This is a genomic window from Alteromonas sp. ISO5 (assembly GCF_058105165.1).
In genome coordinates, this window is record NZ_CM176572.1 from 1,265,225 (window position 1) to 1,287,228 (window position 22,004).

General features: G+C 49.6%; 19 protein-coding genes and 1 riboswitch. Of the genes, 5 read left to right on the top strand and 14 right to left on the bottom strand.

What is annotated here, in order from left to right; translation table 11 throughout:
• The first annotated feature begins 248 nt into the window (after positions 1-248).
• Positions 249-1,556: a sigma-54 interaction domain-containing protein gene (locus AC2T0J_RS05725; protein ID WP_489809189.1), complete on the top strand. Its 1,308-nt coding sequence runs from the start codon at positions 249-251 to the stop codon at positions 1,554-1,556.
• Here the strand turns inward: AC2T0J_RS05725 and AC2T0J_RS05730 are convergent.
• Positions 1,543-2,298, bottom strand: coding sequence for a sulfite exporter TauE/SafE family protein (locus AC2T0J_RS05730; RefSeq protein WP_489809190.1), 756 nt, complete (start codon positions 2,296-2,298; stop codon positions 1,543-1,545). The two genes, AC2T0J_RS05725 and AC2T0J_RS05730, sit on opposite strands and share 14 nt — an antisense overlap.
• Positions 2,299-2,467: 169 nt before the next feature.
• Between AC2T0J_RS05730 and AC2T0J_RS05735 the strand changes: the two genes are divergently transcribed.
• Positions 2,468-4,636 (top strand): S9 family peptidase, encoded by a 2,169-nt coding sequence (locus AC2T0J_RS05735; RefSeq protein WP_489809191.1) that lies wholly within the window; start codon positions 2,468-2,470, stop codon positions 4,634-4,636.
• 34 nt (positions 4,637-4,670) lie between these two features.
• Here the strand turns inward: AC2T0J_RS05735 and AC2T0J_RS05740 are convergent, their stop codons facing one another.
• The 7 genes from AC2T0J_RS05740 to thiC all read right to left on the bottom strand — a co-directional run bounded on the left by AC2T0J_RS05740 (position 4,671) and on the right by thiC (position 12,527).
• Positions 4,671-6,119 carry a sensor domain-containing diguanylate cyclase gene (locus tag AC2T0J_RS05740; RefSeq protein WP_489809192.1) on the bottom strand — a complete coding sequence of 483 codons (1,449 nt, stop codon included), beginning with the start codon at positions 6,117-6,119 and terminating at the stop codon, positions 4,671-4,673.
• A gap of 139 nt (positions 6,120-6,258) precedes the next feature.
• Positions 6,259-7,371, bottom strand: a complete 1,113-nt coding sequence (gene thiH, locus AC2T0J_RS05745) for a 2-iminoacetate synthase ThiH (RefSeq protein WP_489809193.1) — start codon at positions 7,369-7,371, stop codon at positions 6,259-6,261.
• The gene (locus tag AC2T0J_RS05750) at positions 7,368-8,135 is read right to left on the bottom strand and encodes a thiazole synthase (protein WP_489809194.1); all 768 of its coding nucleotides are present in this window, start codon (positions 8,133-8,135) and stop codon (positions 7,368-7,370) included. The genes thiH and AC2T0J_RS05750 overlap by 4 nt, the downstream gene beginning before the upstream one ends.
• A gap of 3 nt (positions 8,136-8,138) precedes the next feature.
• Entirely contained in the window at positions 8,139-8,339 is a 201-nt protein-coding gene (thiS, locus tag AC2T0J_RS05755; RefSeq protein WP_489809195.1) for a sulfur carrier protein ThiS, read from the bottom strand.
• The gene (locus AC2T0J_RS05760; RefSeq protein WP_489809196.1) at positions 8,323-9,090 is read right to left on the bottom strand and encodes a HesA/MoeB/ThiF family protein; all 768 of its coding nucleotides are present in this window, start codon (positions 9,088-9,090) and stop codon (positions 8,323-8,325) included. Before AC2T0J_RS05760 ends, thiS begins: the two co-directional genes overlap by 17 nt.
• Positions 9,068-10,582: a thiamine phosphate synthase gene (gene thiE / locus AC2T0J_RS05765; RefSeq protein WP_489809197.1), complete on the bottom strand. Its 1,515-nt coding sequence runs from the start codon at positions 10,580-10,582 to the stop codon at positions 9,068-9,070. The genes AC2T0J_RS05760 and thiE overlap by 23 nt, the downstream gene beginning before the upstream one ends.
• Positions 10,569-12,527 (bottom strand): phosphomethylpyrimidine synthase ThiC, encoded by a 1,959-nt coding sequence (gene thiC / locus AC2T0J_RS05770; RefSeq protein WP_489809198.1) that lies wholly within the window; start codon positions 12,525-12,527, stop codon positions 10,569-10,571. Before thiC ends, thiE begins: the two co-directional genes overlap by 14 nt.
• 102 nt (positions 12,528-12,629) lie before the next feature.
• Positions 12,630-12,746: riboswitch (TPP riboswitch) on the bottom strand.
• Positions 12,747-12,951: 205 nt separating this feature from the next.
• Here thiC and AC2T0J_RS05775 point away from each other — a divergent pair.
• Together AC2T0J_RS05775 and AC2T0J_RS05780 are read left to right on the top strand one after the other, a co-directional pair.
• The gene (locus tag AC2T0J_RS05775) at positions 12,952-14,058 is read left to right on the top strand and encodes a 1-acyl-sn-glycerol-3-phosphate acyltransferase (protein WP_489809199.1); all 1,107 of its coding nucleotides are present in this window, start codon (positions 12,952-12,954) and stop codon (positions 14,056-14,058) included.
• A gap of 58 nt (positions 14,059-14,116) precedes the next feature.
• Positions 14,117-14,878 carry an MBL fold metallo-hydrolase gene (locus AC2T0J_RS05780; RefSeq protein ID WP_489809200.1) on the top strand — a complete coding sequence of 254 codons (762 nt, stop codon included), beginning with the start codon at positions 14,117-14,119 and terminating at the stop codon, positions 14,876-14,878.
• A gap of 249 nt (positions 14,879-15,127) precedes the next feature.
• Here the strand turns inward: AC2T0J_RS05780 and AC2T0J_RS05785 are convergent, their stop codons facing one another.
• From AC2T0J_RS05785 to AC2T0J_RS05795, 3 genes are all read right to left on the bottom strand, one after another.
• Entirely contained in the window at positions 15,128-16,156 is a 1,029-nt protein-coding gene (locus tag AC2T0J_RS05785; protein WP_489809201.1) for a methionine synthase, read from the bottom strand.
• A gap of 21 nt (positions 16,157-16,177) precedes the next feature.
• The gene (locus tag AC2T0J_RS05790; protein ID WP_489809202.1) at positions 16,178-17,155 is read right to left on the bottom strand and encodes a DUF1852 domain-containing protein; all 978 of its coding nucleotides are present in this window, start codon (positions 17,153-17,155) and stop codon (positions 16,178-16,180) included.
• 179 nt (positions 17,156-17,334) lie between these two features.
• On the bottom strand, positions 17,335-18,318 hold the full coding sequence (locus AC2T0J_RS05795) for an alpha/beta hydrolase (protein WP_489809203.1): 984 nt from the start codon (positions 18,316-18,318) through the stop codon (positions 17,335-17,337).
• Positions 18,319-18,477: 159 nt separating this feature from the next.
• Here AC2T0J_RS05795 and AC2T0J_RS05800 point away from each other — a divergent pair, with 159 nt between their 5' ends.
• Complete coding sequence (locus AC2T0J_RS05800; RefSeq protein WP_489809204.1) at positions 18,478-19,503, top strand: CobW family GTP-binding protein; 1,026 nt, start codon at positions 18,478-18,480, stop codon at positions 19,501-19,503.
• 109 nt (positions 19,504-19,612) lie between these two features.
• Here AC2T0J_RS05800 and AC2T0J_RS05805 read toward each other — a convergent pair whose 3' ends face one another.
• The 3 genes from AC2T0J_RS05805 to AC2T0J_RS05815 are packed head-to-tail and all read right to left on the bottom strand — an operon-like array spanning position 19,613 to position 21,996.
• Positions 19,613-19,828, bottom strand: coding sequence for a YgaP family membrane protein (locus tag AC2T0J_RS05805; RefSeq protein ID WP_123324623.1), 216 nt, complete (start codon positions 19,826-19,828; stop codon positions 19,613-19,615).
• 9 nt (positions 19,829-19,837) lie between these two features.
• Positions 19,838-21,181 carry a DUF1302 family protein gene (locus AC2T0J_RS05810; protein ID WP_489809205.1) on the bottom strand — a complete coding sequence of 448 codons (1,344 nt, stop codon included), beginning with the start codon at positions 21,179-21,181 and terminating at the stop codon, positions 19,838-19,840.
• Positions 21,181-21,996, bottom strand: a complete 816-nt coding sequence (locus AC2T0J_RS05815; protein WP_489809206.1) for an outer membrane lipoprotein-sorting protein — start codon at positions 21,994-21,996, stop codon at positions 21,181-21,183. Before AC2T0J_RS05815 ends, AC2T0J_RS05810 begins: the two co-directional genes overlap by 1 nt.
• Between the last annotated feature and the right edge of the window lie 8 nt (positions 21,997-22,004).

The following is a 22,004-nucleotide window of genomic DNA, read 5'->3' on the forward strand; positions in this document are numbered from 1 at the left end:
TTTATCGTTATTGGCTCTGCTAGTCTTGCCACACTGGTCGCTAACAAATCCGTTGAACAAATCTCTCTGTTAACAAGTTATTTACCAATATTCGTGCCATTATGGTGTAAACGTAGTAGGATGATGTTTTATATTAGATTTTTAATATATTCATTAGCAAAACGGCTTGTTATGCACTTATAGCTGTGTCAAATTTGACAATCAAGCTCAGCTTAAAGCTGCCATATTTGTCTCAGGAGAGAGTAGTTATGAACGCGTCGCTTATTCAGTCAATGATTAACGCCATTGATAAACCGGCGATATTCATTACCAAAGACTACATTATTCAGGCAGTTAACGATGCTTACCGCGAGACTTATGATACCGAAGTCATTGTGGGTAGCAGCACCTGCTATGCAGTATCTCACCGCAATGACGCGCCCTGCGATAAGCGCGGTGAAGAGTGTCCGCTGGCTCAGTGTCAGCAAACCAATCGTCCCAGCAGTGTTGTGCACATTCATAACACCAACGAAGGCAAAACCTACTGCGATATATTAATGAAGCCAGTGCGGGATGAAGACGGGATGACCATCGGTTATCTGGAAATTCTCGATCGCATCAGCTATGCCGCTGCCGACTCTCAGAAAAACAAGATGATTGGTAGTTCAGACAATTTCAGGCAAATGCTTAACCGCATCAACCGCGCAGCGCAGTCGGAGATTGCGGTATTGCTGCAAGGCGAAACTGGTGCAGGTAAAGAGCTGGTTGCCCAGGCCGTTCACCAGTCGAGCCGCCGTAAAGACAAACCCTTTGTGGTGATTGAATGTACCGGATTAAACGAAAGCCTGTTTGAGTCTGAACTGTTTGGCTATGAAAAGGGCGCGTTTACCGGGGCCACTAACAGTAAGAAAGGCCTGATCGAAGTGGCCAACGGCGGTACCGTCTTCTTCGACGAAATTGGTGACGTGCCGCTTAATATGCAGGTAAAGCTGCTGCGTTTACTTGAAACACAGTGCTACCGGCCGGTTGGCGGCCTAAAACAAAAGAAAGCTGACTTCCGCCTGGTGTGTGCCAGTCACAAAAATCTGCTGGCGATGGTCGAAAAAGGCGAGTTTCGTCAGGATCTGTATTTTCGTATTGCCGGATTTCCCATTTACCTCCCCGCACTACGGGAAAGAAAGGCAGATATTCCACTATTGTGTAAGCATTTTCTGTCTGGTAGCGAACATCGTCATAAGCACCTTAGCGAACGGGCATTACAAACTCTGTCACAATACAGCTTTCCGGGCAATATCCGCGAACTCAAGAGCATTGTGGAGCAGGCCGCTCTGATGTCGAATGATGACGATATACTGGTAAGTGATCTGCCGCCGCAGATCCTTGGTGTTGGGCCGACAGAAACCCAGGCCGTAGCGGAAGACATTATGCCACTCGAACAGGCCGAACAGGTGTATCTGGAAAAAATCTGTAAGCACTTCGATGGCAGCCCGGATGAACTTGCCAATAAGCTTGATGTAAGCACTCGCACACTATACAGAAAGCTTCAGAGATACAATATCAAACTTAAAGGTTCATAATTCCCTGATACAACAGGCGCACTGCAAGCACTGATAAAATCACTTTAAAAGCAAGTTTAAACTTATCGGCCGGAATGCGGTTTAGCAGTTTCAGGCCCAGCCAGGTACCAATTGCACCACTGACAATCATAGCCACCACCAGCGGCAACCATTGCCAGAACGAAAACCCGACCATGGTAAATACCACTGCTTTTAAGCTGTGCTGAAAGGTCATGCAGTTGGCGAATGTGGAGGTATGGGCCATTTTGTTATAGCCATTGCGGTACACCACCGAGGCAACCATAGGCCCGCTGGCGCCAACAAACATGCTAAGAAAAGTGGTTAACGCACCGGCGACAATGCGGCCCGGGCGCGACATTTCCCGGGGACTGGGTTTTAACCCCCACACCATTAGCAGCAAAAAAACTGCGATAGCCAGTTGGATAATCGCCAACGGCAGTTGCACTACCACAAAAGAGGCGGCTATCGCCCCCAGAATCGTGCCTATAGCGAAGTACTTAAACATCGCCCGGTCGAGATATTTAAATGTCATCACCGCCCGGCTGGCGTTGGAACCTAGTTGCACCAGACCATGCACGGGAATTAACGCAGCAATGGGCATCACCGATGCCATTACCACCAGCAACAGCATGCCGCCGCCCAATCCCATGGTGCCGGTGATAAACGAAGTAAATCCTGCCAGCAAAATGAGTCCCAGCGCCGTATAAAGGTCAAGGATGCCGGCTGTTAACAGTGTTTCCATTACAAACCATAAAGTCGCTATCTATCCTGACCATGATTCTCACTATGCCTGAAATACTTTGCAACCAAATAAACAGCTATTTCGTCTTATAAAACCTGTTTATGTCTTACATTCACTGATAACTTATTCGTTCTTACATAACAACAACGACAGTAATCACTTTAAAATCATGAATAAAATGCTTCTATCTCTGTCTGTTGCCACCGTGCTGCTAGCAGCCTGTAGCGACGACAAAATGCCCGAAAAACAAATAGAACCTGCAACCCCTATGAATTTATCAACATCTGTAACGCCGCCAGTGGCGAAAAAAGAACCCTATGAGTTATCCGCTCACGGTGATACACGGGTTGATGATTATTACTGGATGCGCGACGATTCGCGCACCAATGCGGAAGTGCTTTCGCACCTGGAAAAAGAAAACAGCTATGCTGATGCTGTACTTGCGCCGCTCGAGAAACAAAGTAACACGCTGTACGAAGAAATGATTGCCCGGATCCCCAAAGATGACTCTTCGGTACCGGTTAAACAAAACGGGTACTGGTATGTTACCCATTATGTAGGCGATGGCGAATACCCTATTTATGTCCGTAAAAAAGAGCTTGAAGGCGAAGAAACCGTTCTGCTCGACGGTAATGCCATGGCTGAGGGCGAAAGCTATTTCAGCATTGGCTCCTATGAGGCCAGCCCGAATAATGAGTTATTGGCCTACTCAGTGGATACCGTCAGCCGCCGCTTATATACCGTGTATGTTAAAAATGTTGCGACTGGTGAGTTGTATTCCGACACTCTGACCGACACCAATGGTCAGATTTACTGGGCTAATGATAACCAGACTCTGTATTACATTAAACGTGATACGCAAACTTTGTTGGGTTCACAGGTATTCCGTCATACGCTGGGCACCGATCAGGCCGATGATGAACTGGTATACGAAGAAACCGACACTACCTTCTATACCTCGTTGGGCAAAAGCAAAGATGGTGAAGTTATCTTCATTAATCACAGCAATACCGATATGTCTGGGGTCACCCTGATTGATGCTAACAGTGCCGATGCCACCCCCACGCCATTTTATCCCATAGAGCATGGCCATGAGTATTCTGTAGAAAAGCATGGCGACAATTACTATGTGCTAACCAACTGGCAAGCCGACAACTACCGCATTATGAAGGTAAGTGCCGAGAACACCCAGGACCGCAGCGCCTGGCAGGAAGTGGTTGCCCACAACCCTGACATTTACATTAGCAGCTTCGAAGTCCTGAAGGACTACCTGGTGTATAAAGCCAAAGAAAATGGCTATCTACGCCTTGAAGCCATGTCGCTTAAAGACGGCTCAATACGCACTATCCCAACTGAAGATCCAATTTATACAGCAGGTTTCACCGGCAATACCCAGAGTGATACCAACACTGTCAGAATTTACTATGCGTCGTTAACCACGCCACCGAGCACTTTCGATATCGACCTCGAAACCCTGCAAAGTGAACTGAAAAAACAAAATAAAGTGGGCGATAACTTTAATTCTGCAGACTACCAGTCAGAACGTGTGATGATCACCGCCCGTGACGGTAAACAGGTTCCGGTTTCATTGGTTTATCGTAAATCAACCTTTAAGAAAGACGGTACTAACCCGCTATTCCAGTATGGTTATGGCTCCTATGGTTCGACCATGGACCCAACCTTCGTTTCCTCGTGGTTATCGATGCTGGACCGGGGTTTTGTGGTTGCCATTGCCCACATCCGCGGTAGCCAGATGCTCGGCACCCAGTGGTATGAAGACGGTAAAATGGGCAACAAGATGAACACCTTTACCGACTTTATTGATGTCACTAAAGGACTGATTGAACAAGGCTATGCTGACCCAACCCGTATATTCGCAGAGGGGGGTAGTGCCGGTGGTTTATTAATGGGCGCAGTGGCAAACATGGCGCCTGAACTGTACACCGCGATCGCTGCCCATGTGCCTTTTGTGGATGTGGTAACCACCATGAGTGACGCCAGTATTCCACTGACTACCGGCGAGTATACTGAGTGGGGTAACCCGGCCAATAAAGAAGAATATGAGTATATGCTTTCCTATTCACCTTATGATCAGGTGAAAAAGCAGGATTACCCGCATATGTTTGTCACCACCGGCCTGCATGACTCACAGGTTCAGTACTTCGAGCCTATGAAGTGGGTGGCCAAACTCCGGGATTACAAAACCGACGATAATCTGTTGCTATTCATTACCAATATGGAAGCCGGCCATGGCGGCGCTTCAGGGCGCTTTAAGCGCTATGAGCAACGCGCCAAAGAATATGCCTTTTTCTTTCACCTGGCAGGTATAGAGCTTTAAAATACGGGCCCGGTTAACCCCAGGTTAGCCGGGTCTATTCTGGTCCGGCAAAGTCCAGTCCAGTTTGGTTTCGTCCTTCCCGCTTGGCTTTCAAAAGCTGCCGGTCAGCCTCATCAAATGCCTTTTGAAATCCCTGGCATTCATCAACCCGTGCAATACCAAAACTGCAGGACACTTCAAGCTCAGGCTCTGCGAACTTTAGTTCGGCTATGCCCTGACGAATGGCTTCGGCCACAGAGAACGCATTCTCTATGGAGGTTTGCGGCAGCAGCAACATAAATTCGTCGCCTCCGAAACGACCGAAGATATCACTGCTGCGAATTTTGCTGCGCACCAGGCCGGCCAGTTCACGAAGCACTTCGTCACCTGCCAAATGACCAAATCGGTCGTTGACTTGTTTAAACTTATCCACATCAAACAACAATAAAGCGGTTTGGTGACCATAGCGTTTGGCATGTTTAAGGTGTTGTTCGGTAAGCGCAATAAAATGCTGCCGCATTACCGCTTTGGTGAGGAAGTCGGTTTTGGCTTCAACGTGTAATTCGCGATTATCTGCCACTAGTGCAGGCACAGACATGGCAAAGTAAGCACTGCAGGCAATTACATTGATGGCCACCTGATAAATATAGGCCTGTTCGGTAACCCCTAAAATACTCACCAGCAGCGCCAGCAAGAAGTTTAGCATTGCCAGACTGGTAGCCATCCGTATGGGTGACTCGGTAAAAACGATCCACATTTGTGGCAGGGTCAGAAAGAAAATCAGACAGGCGATTTCCGAAGACTGATAATGGTCAGCCAGTACCACAACCCCTACCATCAACGCCCAGCTAAATACCAGCTTACCAGCAAAGGAACTAAAACTACTTCCGTTTTTTGGCTGGTAATTCAGCGCAGACAGTAACCCTCTGCGCGGATATAATCGATTCACAATGCCGATAAAAACCGGCACCAGCACCAGGATCCCGGACATATCGCCAATCCACCAGGCCAGACTGGTTGCTAAAAACGACTCCAGTTGCGACCCACCAAGTAAGAACACCACACCAGCGGTCGCCATGACCAGGCTGGAAGTGGCCACGGTTAGTAAAAACCGCATGATCGGCGCATATAAATTATGATGGCTTATCCGGTCGATAGAGCCGCGTAGCAAGTTGGCACTCACACCGTAGACCAGACAATGCAAGATGGCAAACTCGCTACCTTCGGTCAGCAGTTGTTCCAGCGAACGCTGGTCATTAAATACCAGGCTTTCCCAGCCGGTAGACAACACACAGGCGATGAACATGGCTGGCAATGCTTGCCACCTCAGCAGCAGAAAACAAGTAAACGTAAAACCGGCGGAAGGAAACCAAATGCTGGCATGAGGAGCATACTCAATAAAAACCGACAGGCGCCATAAAACCAACCAGGTTAGTATTAATAACGAATTTTTAAATACTGCATTAATTTTTTCCGTTACTATTTGCACTGTTCGTTTTACCACTTGAACACACTGACAAACCCACCAGTATGTTTGCTGCAAAAATCACCTCTCTAAATAGTAATACATATTTCACTGAGTACCTATGATGCTCTCCCGAATTCACTAATTTACAGTAGTACAAGCCAGATTGATGGTAATACTAACCAGAAAATGCCTCACACCAGTCTTTCCAGACCGGTGTCATTCCTAGTCGCATCACCGATTTTGCCACCGCTTCAGGTGAGCGTTTATCATCAGTGCTGAACTGTTCAAGCGCTTCATCGGCAGTAGAATATCCTCCCGGTTGCGTGCTGGATGCGGCGCTTAAACTAGTGATGCCAAAAGGCATAAGCTTGTCTCTCAGAGCTGCCGACTCACGGGTTGATAAGCTAATTTCAACATCCGGATTCATCAGCCGGTGTACGCAGATAAGCTGCAGTAACTGGCGATTAGTCATATCCAGTGAACTCACCTTATCTCCCGTATATGGCCTTAATCGCGGTACCGACAAGCTATAACGGCTTCGCCAGTAACAAGATTGCAGGTACTCAAGATGCAACGCAGTAAAATAGCTATCCACACGCCAGTCGTTTAGCCCAATTAATACTCCCAGCCCAATTTTGTCCATACCGGCTCGGGCCAAACGTTCAGGTGTTAACAGACGCCAGTCAAAATCCTGTTTGCTACCCCGCGTGTGGTATTCAGCATAGCGTCGTCGTTGATAAGTTTCCTGATACACTATCACTGCATCAACACCAAGGGTTTTCAGTGTCTGGTAGTCGCGTTCGGCCAGCGGTTGTACTTCCATCGCCACATAACTGAAGTGCGGTTTGATCAGGGGCAACACCCGGCGAAAATATGCCATACCGACTTTACGCTCATGCTCACCGGTCACCAGCAATAAGCTGTCAAAACCCATTGCTTTGATGGCCGTCACTTCTGCCGTTACCTCTTCTTCCGACAGCGTTTTACGGCGAATCGCATTACTCGCCGAGAAACCACAATACGTACACTCATTGGCACAAAGGTTCGATAAATACAAAGGCACAAAAAACTGCATGGTATGACCAAACCGGCATCGGGTAAGTTGCCGGGCGCGGCTGGCGAGTACCGGCAAATAGGATTCGGCGGCCGGCGACAACAAAGCCGGCAGGTGCTGCAGGGTTAATCCTGGCGCGTTAAGGGCGGCTTCCACCTCTTTAGCGGTACTGGCATAAATACGCAACCGAATGTCATCCCAGTCGGTGGTCGTCAGTGTGTCTGCAAAACTCATAAATCCTCCAGAAACGCTTCAACCGGACTGGTAGCCACAGCCACTTTGTGCGCGGCAGCAAGCCCGGCTTCATACGCCTGTCGCCCTGCTCTGACCGCATGGTTAAACGCTACCGCCATGGTGACCGGGTCGTGCGCTGCAGCCATAGCGGTATTTACCAGTACTGCGTCCACCCCCATTTCCATTGCAGCGGCCGCATGACTGGGTGCGCCTATACCCGCATCAACCACCACCGGCACCCTTGCCTGTTCAACAATTATCTGTAGGAATTCGCGGGTTTGCAGCCCCTGATTAGAACCAATCGGGGCTCCCAGCGGCATGACCGCTGCGCAGCCAACCTCTTCCAGTCGTTTACATAAAACTGGATCGGCCGGACAATAGGGCAATACCACAAACCCCTGATTAACCAGTCGTTCTGCAGCTTTCAGCGTTTCCACAGGGTCCGGCAGTAAATAGCGCTGATCAGGGTGAATTTCAAGCTTCACCCAGTGGGTTTGTAGCGCCTGCCGCGCCAGTTCAGCTGCGTAAACGGCCTCATTCGCTGTGCGGGCGCCTGCAGTGTTAGGCAGTAAATGCACACCTAGCTGCTTTAAGGGGGCGAGCAATTGATCTGACCTGCGCGAAAGATCCATGCGCTTTAATGCCAGCGTGGTCAGCTCACTACCACTGGCATCAATGGCTTGCTGCATAATAGCTGCGCTGGCAAACTTTCCTGTCCCAGTAAATAATCTGGATGAAAAGGTTTTATCTGCGATATTAAGCATTCGTTATCCCCCGGCGAAAACGGTAAAAAGTGTTACGTGGTCATCGGCATGCAAGGCATGCTGAGGCCATAATGTTCGGTTTATTACCCGCTGATTAACGGCCAGGGCGAGTCCACTTTCATCCACCGAGAGCACTTCGATAAGCTGTTTCAGGCTCAGGCCTTCGGCCACTTCCGTTACCCTATTATTAACTGTAATCTGCATTGCGTTCTCCACATACCGGGCACCCTTGAAGGGGGGGTAATTTAAAGGCTTGCCATTGACCACAAAGGCCATCAAAAAGCTGTAACTCCCCCCAACTCAGCGGTGTCATAGAAGTAAGAAACAGCAGGGTCTGCAGCGCCTGCATCATGCCAACGATTCCCACAACCGGCCCCAAAATGCCTTGGGCAATACACGTATTCGCCTCACTTTGCTCTGACGCGTATAAGCACCGGTAGCATCCGTGGGATTGTCTGGGATCTAACATCAGTAATTGTCCCTGCATGCCACTGGCAGCACCAGATATAAGCGGTACGCCAAGTTGATAACAGGTCTGATTAATTAATTGCCGGGATGCCATATTATCGGTGCAATCAAGTACTACCGACGCCCCATCAAGCAGACTTTCAGCATTACTTTCAACCAGCCCTGTGACATAGCATTGCACACTCAGAGTCCGGTTGATGTCACGCAATCGCAGGCTCGCCACCCTCGCCTTGGACTCTCCGATATCCCGTTCACTATAAAGGGGTTGTCGTGGCAGGTTGCTCAGCTCTACCTCATCCCCGTCCACCAGTCTTAGCATGCCGACCCCGGCGCCGGCTAAGTAAGGCGCCACAGCACAGCCAAGGCCACCAAGACCAACAATTACAACTTCTGCGTGCCGTAATGCCTGTTGCTTGAAGTCATCCATCTCAGCCACCAGCAATTGCCGGCTATATCTGACGTAATCATCTCTGGTTAACACGTGCATACGTCTCCTTTAATCGGTTCACCGCAGCCAGTGGATCATGAGCGCGGGTAATTGCGGTAACCACCGCCACACCATTTACACCGGTGTCAACCACATCTGCAAACCTCGCCTGGTTAATGCCACCAATAGCAATCGTGGGTATATCACCAGCGAGTCGTTGATAACGACGCAATCGGGCTAATCCTTGGGGGTTCGAGGGCATCTTTTTGGTTTGTGTGGCATAGATATGACCGAGGGCAATATACGAAGGCTTGAACTGTTTAGCCCGGCATAATTCAGCATAGCCATGGGTAGAAATGCCCAGACGCAACCCAGCCTTCCAAATAGCTCCTAAATCAGCGGTTTCCAGATCTTCCTGACCTAAGTGAACACCGTAGGCGCCACACTCAATGGCCAGTTGCCAATGGTCATTGATAAACAATCGGGAATGAAAAGACGCTGCCATGTTGACTGCCTGGCGAATTTGCTTAGCAAGGTCAGCCACGGGTTGCTTGATACGCAACTGAATAATGTTCAGCCCCAGGGGCAATAAGGTAGCTAACCATTCAAGGCTGTCCACCACCGGATATAAGCCGAGTTGATGACAAGCCAGGGGAGCAAACCCGCTGGGCGACACAGTAATATCAGCATCTGCGGGCAGCTGACGCACGGCGGGGAAGTGATGCTCATCTGTGGGCCAGCCACAGCGGGCTAACGGCCCGGCACCTGAGCCTGCCGGATAGCCTTTAGTCAGGCCCATGTTTACATAGGCTTTAGCGATACAGACGGCATCATGTAATGGGTAATCCTGCGCCAGGGCGGCAGCGATAGCGCTGGCAAACGTGCAGCCGCTGCCATGTTGATGAGTAGCCTGCTGCCGGATACTGCTATAACACCATTGCGCCTCTTTAGTATACAGCCTGTCTTCAACCTGTTCGCCTCCACCATGCCCACCGGTGCAGAGCAGCCCGGTATTTTTAACTGGCAGCCCGTTGTGCACTGTAAGCCTCGCAATCAACGCCAGCTCTGAATCCACCTCGCCTTCAAAACAGGCAAACAAATACTGTAATTCATCACTATTCGGCGTGCACAGGTTAATGCAGGCTAGTAGAGCACGACAGGCCTGGGTAGAAACGCGTGCCATTTCGGCGCCGGTCGTCGCTACTTGTACGGGATCCCAAATGACCCACACCTGGTCATTACGCTCACGCACCTGGTTAATCAGCCCGATCACTACATCCACTTGCGCGTCGTTACTCAACAAGCCAATTTTAATGGCCTGTGGCGGCATATCGTATAGCAATGCCTGCCCCTGACTGTTTAATACGTCGGGGGCAACAGCTGCCACCCGCTCAACAGCCTCAGAGTTCTGAGCTGTTATCGTGGTGATCACTGTGCAGGCATGGCAACCTAAATCGTGGAGCGTTAGCATATCAGCCTGAATCCCCGCGCCACCGCCACTATCGGATCCACCGATACACCAGACAATTGGGCGTTGTTCAGCGGCCATCATTAGCACTATCCTCGGTGGTGACGGCCGGATGATAGAGCTCTGCCCCGCGCCGATTGAATTCGACTGATTTGGCACGCATACCCTCCACCTGCTCGGCGGCAGTGTGATGGGCAGCGATATTTACCGCAATAGCTTCTCCTCTGGCTTCCTTAGCTGCCGCATCACGGACTTCATGGGAAATTTTCATCGAACAGAATTTGGGGCCACACATGGAGCAAAAATGGGCAACTTTACCAGCGGCCTGGGGGAGTGTTTCATCGTGATAAGCTCGCGCGGTACCCGGATCCAGCGCCAGATTAAACTGATCTTCCCAGCGGAATTCAAAGCGCGCTTTTGACATGGCATTGTCCCGAATTTGCGCCGCTGGATGACCTTTCGCAAGGTCTGCCGCGTGGGCGGCGATTTTATAGGTGATGAGTCCTTGTTTAACATCCTCTTTATTGGGCAATCCAAGATGCTCTTTGGGTGTCACATAGCACAACATTGCGCAGCCGAACCATCCGATCATGGCGGCGCCAATCCCCGAAGTAAAATGGTCATAACCGGGCGCAATGTCAGTAGTGAGCGGACCTAGCGTATAGAAAGGCGCGCCGTGACAATGCGCTAACTGCTCATCCATATTGGCTTTAATTAAATGCATGGGCACATGTCCTGGCCCCTCAATCATTACCTGCACATCATATTCCCAGGCAATCTTGGTGAGCTCACCGAGGGTATGTAACTCGGCAAACTGCGCCTCATCATTGGCATCAGCCACTGAGCCGGGCCGCAGACCGTCACCCAGACTCAGCGACACATCATAGGCTGCACAAATTTGGCAGATTTCTCTGAAGTTCTCGTACAAAAAGCTCTCAGCATGATGACTAAGGCACCACTTAGCCATAATTGACCCGCCACGGGATACAATGCCCGTCACCCGGTTTGCCGTCATTGGCACATAACGCAGCAACACACCGGCATGTATCGTAATATAATCGACGCCTTGTTCCGCTTGTTCGATCAGCGTGTCGCGAAACAGCGGCCAGGTGAGGTCCTGTGCGACACCATTCACTTTTTCCAGCGCCTGATAGATGGGAACAGTACCAAGGGGCACGGGGCTGTTTCGAAGTAACCACTCGCGGGTTTCATGAATATTGCGCCCGGTCGATAAATCCATGATGGTATCCGCGCCCCAACGAGTTGCCCAGACCAGCTTTTCGACCTCTTCTTCGATGGAAGAGGTGACCGCCGAATTACCAATATTGGCGTTAACCTTGACCAGAAAATTGCGGCCAATGATCATAGGCTCAGACTCCGGGTGATTAATATTGGCCGGGATAATGGCGCGCCCGGCGGCCACTTCAGCCCGGATAAATTCCGGCGTAATCTGCTCTGGTAATCCTGTGTCGAAGGTTTCTCCTTTATGCTGTTGCAACAGGGCTTTATCACGAACCTGTGCCCGGCCCATGTTTTCCCGAATGGCAATGAATTCCATTTCCGGCGTTATGATACCGCGCCGCGCATAGTGAAGCTGGGTAACACATTTACCGGATTTCGCGGTTTTTATAGGGTGTTCCACCTGCATTCGTAACGAGCAGGCATGACCATCCAGTTGGTTATCGCGGGTATATTGTGATGCAGAAGCCGATACCGCCTCGCAATCGCCGCGCTGATCAATCCATTGCTCCCTGAGCGCTTGCAAACCGTTGTGCACATCGATTGTGATATCCGGATCACCATAAGGACCTGACGTATCGTAAACCAGTACCGGCTCATTCGACTCGTAGACCGGGTTTGCAGTATCGCCACCAATCAGGCTGTCTGACTGTTCAATACTGCGCATAGGAACGCGAATCGTCTGGTCTGAGCCATCAAGGTAAACCCGCCTGGAGCCGGTAAAGCTCTGGCCACTTAATTGCGCGATAAATTGTTGCGCTTGTTCGCGCTGTTGACGTCGTGTTGACATAGCATTTATTCCTTGTAGAAATGAGAAAAATGCTTGTCAGGAGTGTTTAAAAAGACGATTACCACAGCAACGGCAAAACCTTCTGGTTCTGTGTTGTACTATGGGTAATATTGCCTTGTTCCCTTCGCAGGTATTAGCCTGATCAGGTTCAACGGATCCCGCTTACGCGGTCTCAGCTTGCATTCCGTAAAGAATAGCGAAGCACTCCGACAAGTATCGTTAATTGCAGCCTTTTAGCTTTTGCAATCGGATTGCCACCGAGTATAGGGAATGCAATCCACCACTTCAAGGCCCACAGGTAAGTTAGATTTCACTTAATGAAATGGTCATTTTGACCGGGAATAATACTATCAACACTACCCAAATTGCTGAATGTGCGTACAATGTTCGCCTTTTCTAAGCAACCATAACAATAGCCAGCATTATGACCGATAACGCCGATCCGTATTTCGACATTCGCCCCTACAACGACGTAGAAGTCCCCGCGTCCATTGAGCGGCTGATTAACGATCAGGAGTTTATCAACGCGATTGTTAATCACCGTTTTGAACACAGTCCGCATTGGCTGTCGTCGCTGCTGAGACCGCTGGTGAAAGTGTTACTGCGGCTGAAATGGCGAAAGTTTAAGACCGTCGCCCACATTCAGAACGAAGTGGGTTTTTTTATGGAGTCACTGCTGCAGCGCACTAGCCAGGGCATCACCGTAAAAGGATTAGATAAGCTCGACCCCAACCAGGCGTATATTTTTATTTCCAATCACCGTGATATAGCAATGGATCCTGCGCTGGTTAATTTTGCCCTACACCGTGCCGGCCACGAGACCGCATTGATCGCTTTTGGTGATAACCTGCTTAAAAAGCCCAGTGCCACCGAGTTAATGAAACTCAACAAAGGTTTTGTGGTAAAACGCTCAGCCAAAGGCCCCCGGGAATTACTTAAAGCACTCACCCAGTTGTCTAATTTTATTAAAGACTCGTTGAAGCACCGGCAGTCAATCTGGATAGCACAGCGTGAAGGGCGAGCCAAAGACGGCATGGACCTAACCGACCCGGCTATCCTTAAAATGTTCTACATGGCTGGTAAGCAACAAAAACTCGACTTCGGTGAGTACATGAAATCACTAAATATTGTGCCGGTTGCCATTTCTTACGAAAACGATCCCTGTGATATTGCGAAAGCCAACGAGCTCTATCAACGTGAGCACCTGGGCGGCTATAACAAATCAGAATTTGAAGATATCGACAGCATCATTCAGGGTATCATTGGTAACAAGTGCCGGTTGAGTGTGAACTTTGGTGAAGTGATCACACAGGACTTCGAAACGCCGGAAGCACTGGCGAAGCATATCGACCAGCAAATTCACCACAACTACCAGCTTTACCCGATTAACTATCTGGCTGCTAACCAGGAGTGCAACGAACTAACCCAGGCCTGCCGGGATCGCTTTGCGGCCAAGCTGGCAGAGCTACCTGAACAGGCTCACAGTTACCTTATAGCCAACTATGCTAACCCGGTGCACAACGCCAAATAGTGGTTAGACCAGTCAACCTTTGTTACTATCGCCTGACTGATCCAAGCAGCAGGTGTTTATGCAACTTCATGCCATCCCGGGTTACATAGAAAATATTTATCTGGTCGAGGACGTGGCCGGGCTAATGCTGCTGGATGGTTGTAGCCGCGCCGATGTAGAAAACGTTTGTCGCTATATTAATGATGAAATTGACCTGCCATTGTCTGCGCTTAAACTCATCGTAGTTACCCATATGCACCCGGACCACGCCGGTGGTGCCCGGCTATTGCAGCAGCGTAGTGGCGCATTACTCGCTTGCCACCCCAGAGCACCTGGCTGGTACCGCGGCATCGCAGGAAGAACGGCGCATGCTATCGACGTAGCACTTACCTGGTGGGTGGCGGGAAAGTTAGGTAAACCTAAGCGGCATATCTGGTATAAGCCCTATTTTCATCCGAATATAAAACTTAACGATGAACAACGACTGCCTGTTTTTGATGACTGGCAGGTTATATACACCCCCGGTCATACCGACCACGATATTTCACTGTTTCACCTGCCAACTCAGCAAATCTATGTTGCCGACTTAATTGTGTCGGTGAAAAAACAGCTTACCTCGCCTTATCCGGTATGCCATCCCAACCAGTACAAACGCTCACTTAAGCGAATCAGTAAGCTCAATCCTGCCAAGGTATATTGCGCTCATGTCAGGCCATTGTCACAGCAGGACATCGACTACGAGGCTCTGATTGCACAAGCCCCGGCGCTGCCGAAAAATCACTGGCACTCAAGTAAAATCAGAATTTACCGGGCGTTGGGCTTACGTTCTAATCAGCACTAACAGATGGCGCAGACCTACGCCAAACCAACTCGCCAGTGATGCCGCTGAGTCATCTTCCTGTTGCAGGGGCAGTTGCAAGGTAAATTCAGTGAAAGAACCAGGTTCACTCTCACACTGAACCGAGCCATCCAGCTGCTGCAACCCGTTGAGTGAATCGGCGAACTAGTTAGCAAAGTGAACATTGATGACTGGATATCCATATACCAGTCGACAGTGGCCGGGCCCCCTGAATCAATTAATTAGTACTCACTACCTGTCCAGCTCATCCCGCACAATCTGTGCACCGGCAGATAATGCCGCTAATTTACCGCTGGCGACATTTCTGGACAACGGCGCCATGCCACAGTTAGTGCACGGATAAAGCTTATCCGCATCAACAAACTGTAGGGCCTTGCGCAGGGTATCAGCCACTTCTTCGGGCGTTTCTATGGCGGTATTGGCAACATCGATAGCCCCCACCATAACCTTCTTGCCCCGGAGTAATTCAATCAGCTCCATGGGCACCCGGGAGTTATGGCATTCCAGCGAAATAATATCGATGTTTGACCGCTGTAGTTTAGGGAATATTGCCTCGTACTGGCGCCACTCATCACCCAGGGTTTTCTTCCAGTCTGTGTTGGCTTTTATGCCATAGCCATAGCAGATATGTACCGCGGTTTCACACTTAAGGCCTTCAATGGCTCTTTCCAGCGCTGCAATGCCCCAGTCATTCACTTCATCAAAGAACACATTAAAGGCCGGTTCATCAAACTGGATAATGTCCACACCTGCGGCTTCCAGTTCTTTCGCTTCCTGATTCAGAATTTTAGCAAACTCCCAGGCCAGTTTTTCACGGCTCTTGTAGTGAGCGTCGTAAAGGGTATCAATCATCGTCATCGGGCCGGGTAACGCCCATTTTATTGGCTGCCCGGTGTGTTTACGTAAAAACCGGGCATCTTCGGCAAAGACCGACTTTGGCCTGGCCACAGTATCCACCACTACCGGCACACTGGCATCATAGCGGTTGCGAATTCTTACCGTTTTACGGTTTTCAAAATCCACTCCTCTAAGATGCTCGATAAAAGTGGTTACGAAATGCTGACGGGATTGCTCGCCATCACTAACAATATCAACACCAGCACGGATCTGATCCTGCAACGACAACAGCAGCGCATCCTGCTTCCCTTCCACCAGCGCATCACCTTCCAGCTTCCAGGGTGACCACAATGTTTCAGGCTGTGCCAGCCAGGCTGGCTTAGGCAAACTGCCGGCGCTACACACAGGTAATAAGTTTTTCATAGTAAGCATGCTTTTCGGTGGTTAGTTAGTGTAATTGGCAGACCATTGCTCCAGCACGGCCTGATAAGGTTTAATAAAATACTCCTCGGCAAACTGCCCCTGCGCGATGGCAAGCTGACTGCGCTCTTCTCGGTCATACACGATTTGAGTGACGGAATGGTCCGGGTGCTTCAGATTAGGCTTATACCGTTGACCAGCCGCCGCATTAGCGTTGTATATTTCTGGACGGTATATCTTCTGAAAGGTCTCCATGGTGGCAATGGTGCTAATCAGCTCCAGGTTGGTATAGTCATTAAGCAAATCGCCAAAAAAGTAAAAAGCCAACGGCGCGACACTGTTTGGCGGCATGAAATAGCGCACCTTGAGGCCCATTTTCTGAAAGTAAAGTTCGGTGAGTGAAGACTCGTCGGGCTGATATTCAACGCCAAGTACCGGATGGATATTCTCGGTGCGGTGATAAGTTTTGCTGTCAGACACACTCAAACAAATCACCGGGAGCTTATTGAAAGCTTGCTGATATTCCTGTGAGCCCACGAAACACTGAAACAGCTTGCCATGTAAATCGCCGAAATTCTCCGGAATACTGAAGCCTGGTTGATTCTTGTTATGATTAAGCAGTAACACACTAAAATCGTAGTCACGCACGTAAGAAGAAAAATTATTGCCCACGTTGCCCTTAATCCTTTCGTTGGTCTGCCGATCAACAATATAGGTTTGCAGCATTTCAATGGTGGGGAAGGTTTGCCCGCTGCCGTCAATATCAATATCCACGGATACAATCTCCAGCTCTACGCGGTAGCGATTACCAGCGGGGTTATCCCAGTGCGCCAGAGCATTAAAGCGGTTATTGATCATCGCCAGGGCATTCCGCAAGTTCGCTTTACGGTATTGTCCCCGGGCCAGATTGGCAAAATTGGTGGTTGCCCGCGTATTGTCTGATGGATGGTAATTTTCATCAAAACAAACGCGCTTAATAGTAAACCTAAAATCATTTTTCATGGTCGGCTGCTACCCTGCTCTAATTACTTAAAACTCTCTAAATACTATCTGCTGTTAAGCAGGGTGAAAGTTATACGCGCCGAATTAGATGAATAAAAGTGACTTTATTTCATAAAACAATGAAATAAATTCATAAATAAAGTAATTAAAGCAGTTGCTGTGCAGCAAATAAACGCAGGTTATTGGCAAAACCGTTGCAGTGCCTGCAACAAGCGTTGATTGAATTGCATGGCCAGGCTGGTTTGTGGGGCCACCGACTCAAACGCATGGAATGCGCCTGGCACGGTATAAAGCTCTGTGGTCACACCAGCAGCCTCGAGTTTTTCTGCGAAGACACAGTTTTCAGCATAAAACAAATCCAGTTCTCCCACGGCAATGTAAGTGGATGGCAATCCATCAAGCTGAGTCACTCTGGCTGGTACATGGTAATCGGGTACCTTATTGCTACCTGGCGCTTTACCTAAAAACGTACGCCAGCCATAATGGTTTTGCTCCGCTGTCCATAAGTACTTTCCCTGATGAGCAGGCGGTATCACGGTACTACCGGTTCTGTCGTCCAGCATCGGATATAACAATGCCATGCCAGCCAGTTGAATGGTCTGCAAGCCAGCACAATGTAGCGCCAGATTCACCGCATGGCAGCCACCAGCACTTACTCCCAGCAAACTAATACGACGGCTATCAATGGCCAATGTGTTCGCCTGTGAGACTAACCAAATCAACGCGGCCTGGTGCTGTAATTGCGCCTCATCAGCCGGTATTTCAGGTGCCAGCCCGTATTCCACCGAAATCACGACGCAATTCAGCGCGTTGGCTATTGTTTGCATGCGCGGCAGAGAATTCTGGCAGTTGCCCATTACCAGACCACCACCATGGAAATGCAGTACCGCTGGCCGCGCCAGAGCAGCCGGATCATGATTGATTACCCAAAGCCGAAAACCCCGGTATCCCGGCCCATCGGCAACGTCAACCACCTCGAAAGGTACGTCTTCAAGGGGCTTGCTACCGCCTACTCTGGCCCGCTTACGATAAAACCCCAGATTAGCGCCGTTTAAGGGGGGAGACTGTTCGGTAAGCTCTAATAAAGCATTGAGGGAAGGTAATAATTCATCCGCAACCAGCGGATCAGTAATGGCCATGTGCGTTCTCTGTGGGGGTTTCATAATGGCGGCACTTTAACTTTATGCATCATTCAGTAATGGTGTTTTACCAGGCGTTACATGCTGCATCCCCTTGAATTGTTATACCATAACACCACTCTGTACCGAACGATCAGTGCTAATGCATAGCAGTGTTTCATTTTTTTAAGCGAAAGAGAAGTTATGAGCCAGAACAACACATTAATCCCCACCAATATTATGACCGGCTTTTTAGGGGTTGGTAAAACCACAGCCATCAATACGCTGCTGGCCAACAAACCTGAGGGGGAAAACTGGGCTATTCTGGTGAATGAGTTCGGCCAGGTCGGTATCGACCAGGAAATGCTGCCAGACCAACAGGACCTGCACGTAAAAGAACTGGCCGGTGGCTGTATTTGCTGCGCCCTTGGCGCTTCGCTGGGCAAAACAGTACGAGCACTAATTGAACAGGCCAGTCCTGACAGACTGATTATAGAGCCCACCGGTATTGGTCACCCTGAAGGCATTATCGATACACTCACTGGCCCGGCTTTCAAAGACAAACTGGATCTGCGCGCTACCCTCTGTTTATTGGATCCCCGTTCACTGGGAGAACCAGAGGTAATTGAAAATGCAACCTTTCACGACCAGCTAAACCTTGCCGACGTGGTGCTGATAAACAAATGCGACCTGGCCAGCGAGGCGCAGATTACCGCCACCGAAGACGGCCTCAACAATATGTTTCCGCCCAAGCAGTTTATCGGCCGAACCACTCGAGCCGCTATCGACATTGCCTTACTGGATGTGGTGCGAAACGGTGAGCTTAAAGCGCAGTTTCCCGAGTCTCATCAGCATCACCAACATGAGCATGAGCATGAGCATGAGCACAGCCATGATAACAATAGCCACCCTGAAAGCGCTACGCCTGGCAACCCCTTGCGTAAAACCGGCCACGGCAATGACCTGTACAGCTGTGGTTGGATTTTCCACCGCGATGACAGCTTTGACTACTGGCAACTCGAAACTATCCTCAATGGCCTTGAGCATATCAGCCGCATTAAAGGGGTGATAAAAATCGGTACAGCCTGGGTCTTTTACAACCGGGTGAAAGACGAACATGACTTCGATAAAGTCGCCTATCGCCGAGATAGTCGAATTGAAATTATCAGCACTAAGCCGCTGGATTGGACCCAAATTGAACGCGATATGCTGGCGTGTATAGCGCCATAAAAAAGCCCCTTAACAACCGGGGCAAAGAACGGATGGGAACATCCATCAATGAGAAAAGTAACTAAGTAAGCATTTACCAACAAATACTTACTATTTTAATTTCAATATGTTACTGGTTAAGCGCCAGTTCTTTCTCGGTTTTAAAGCCAAACACCTTACGTAAGATGATCGTAGCCGGACAAAAACCGGTAAAGCTTTGCTGAAACAGGTTGGCGCCAATAAACACGGTAAACCACAAGAAATTCTCGTGAACAAACCAGGTAAGTGCTACAGACAGCAATACCATAAATCCGGCAAAAGCGGTTAACGCACGTTCTGCAGACATAACTAACTCCTAATAAAAATATCGGAAAGACGTATACACATTGCTGGCGTCTTTAAATTGTGAGTAAAAGGTGTGGGGCTCATCACCATAGAACAGGTTAACCCCGCCGTTTATCTGCCACTCATCCACCGGCGAATAAGTAGCGCGAAACTTCATATAGCCATCGCTATCGGTAGGCGAATAAAAATTAAACCAGTTGAGGGTCAGCGTTTGACGTAACGCCCGGTACACTAACTGAGTGGTCACCACATGACGGCTTTCTTCCTGCTCGAACTGCGGCCAGTAGGAGTTGGCCAGTAATGCATCGTGATCCACAGTATGCTCGGCGTACCACTGCACACTGCCGGTTAAGTTGGCTATCAGTTCCTGTTCATAACCCACTAAAAAACGATGCTGACTATTGGGCACCAAAGGGTTAGTGCCATCACTGTCTTCAATGGCATCGTGATAAGCGTATTCCACTTTTGCCAGGCCCGGGCCAACAGGTTTAACAGCACTAGCGCCCCACACGTTTAAGCGGCTGTAACGAGGCAGCCCTTGTTCATCGGCCGCCATGGGTGTTTTGTTGTACCCCCGGTATCCATAAAACGCCAGTTCTGTCTGGCCAACGGTTTTATACAATCGCAACGCCCATTCAGCGTCGTCGGGCTCATTTTTGTCCAGTACGTCAAAGGCAGGCGCGACATTCATACCAAACTGCGGATTAAAAAACGAAAAGTATTCACCGGTTATGCCGTTATCCGGTTCAAATTCCGGAGTCACCACCAAATCCACATTCACCCAGTCGAAATAGCCAGAAAGTTTAGCCGACAGACTGGGCGCCTTTAAGTACTCGTCGTCTCGCCCGGCAAAGAACGATTGATAATCCTTGGGAAACATGTCGTTTAAAAAAACGTAATCGCCGGTGCCCCAGGTCAGCACCTGCTGGCCAATTTTAGCGTCAAAATTACTGCCCCAGTCACCTAAAAAAGCCAGATTACCCTGCCACGCGGCCTCACGAATCTGCACTTTCACGCTATCGAGCACACCGTCATAGTAAAGGTCGCCCCGAAACGCCAGCGTCGAGGCATCCAGGGTGTAGTCGGCTTGTAACTGCACCCGTAAATCCCGCAAGGTTTTATCTGCGGCTAACGCCGGGTCGTCACTTAGACGCTGACCGACAGCAATTTCGCCAAAGCCGGCCCAGATGAACGGCGAGACCTCTTCAGTTTCTTCGAATTCGTCAAATTGATCCCAGGCATCCCACTCATCACCACTGGTTTGCGCTTCCTGCGCTGAAGCCTGAACTGCGTAAAACATCGGGGTGCCAGTAAGCGCTGTCCCTAAGGCGATAGCTAATAATGAACGGCGCATTATTTTATCCACTGTACAGGCGGGTTACGCAGACTGCGCTCGGTAAATACATCGTCGGGTAAGCCAACGTTATACTCTGACCCCCTGAATTCCATTAGTGTGTAACCGCCATTGGCCAGGTCAGACACTTTCGAGCGCAATACAGTGGGAAATCCCTGCACGATATCTACCTGCACCGACTCCACGCGACGGTAATTGGTATCGTCACTTTTATAGAAGTTAATCAGCACCGGTAGCGATGTCGCCTTATCAATCTCCACCATGTAGTAAGCGAACTCTACAGAACCAGGGTCTTTCGGTACCGCTTTAAGGACATACCGCTCGTCGTTCTCTTCTACCAGTGAAAAGTCATCCTGCGATACAGCGCGACCGGAGACATCTTCGTAGAAGAAGTGTGAACCCACAAATGACGTACGCTTGTCGCCTGCAGAAATTCGTTTCACTAAATCCAGTGCCGGTAAATACAACCAGCGGTCATCATCCACATTGGTATCGGCATGTTTTTCCACCCGGAACACCGTGTCCTTCACATCGGTGGGACGGGAGAAAAACACCATCATTTTCTGATCGCCGTTGTCCTCAACATCTTTACGTAAAATGGTGAACTGGCGAAGCTGTTTACGCCCCTGGCTGTCCACAATCATCATGCGGGCATCAGAACGGCCGTCTTCGCCGGCATAGTAGGCGGCCTTTTCAGCCTGCTTAATCAGTTGATCCACGTCGACTGCTGCCATAGCAGATGACACAAATGTCAGACTGGAAGCTGCCAGAATTGTCGCTGACAAGATGGTTTTAGCAATTCGAGTTAATTTCATAACCACTC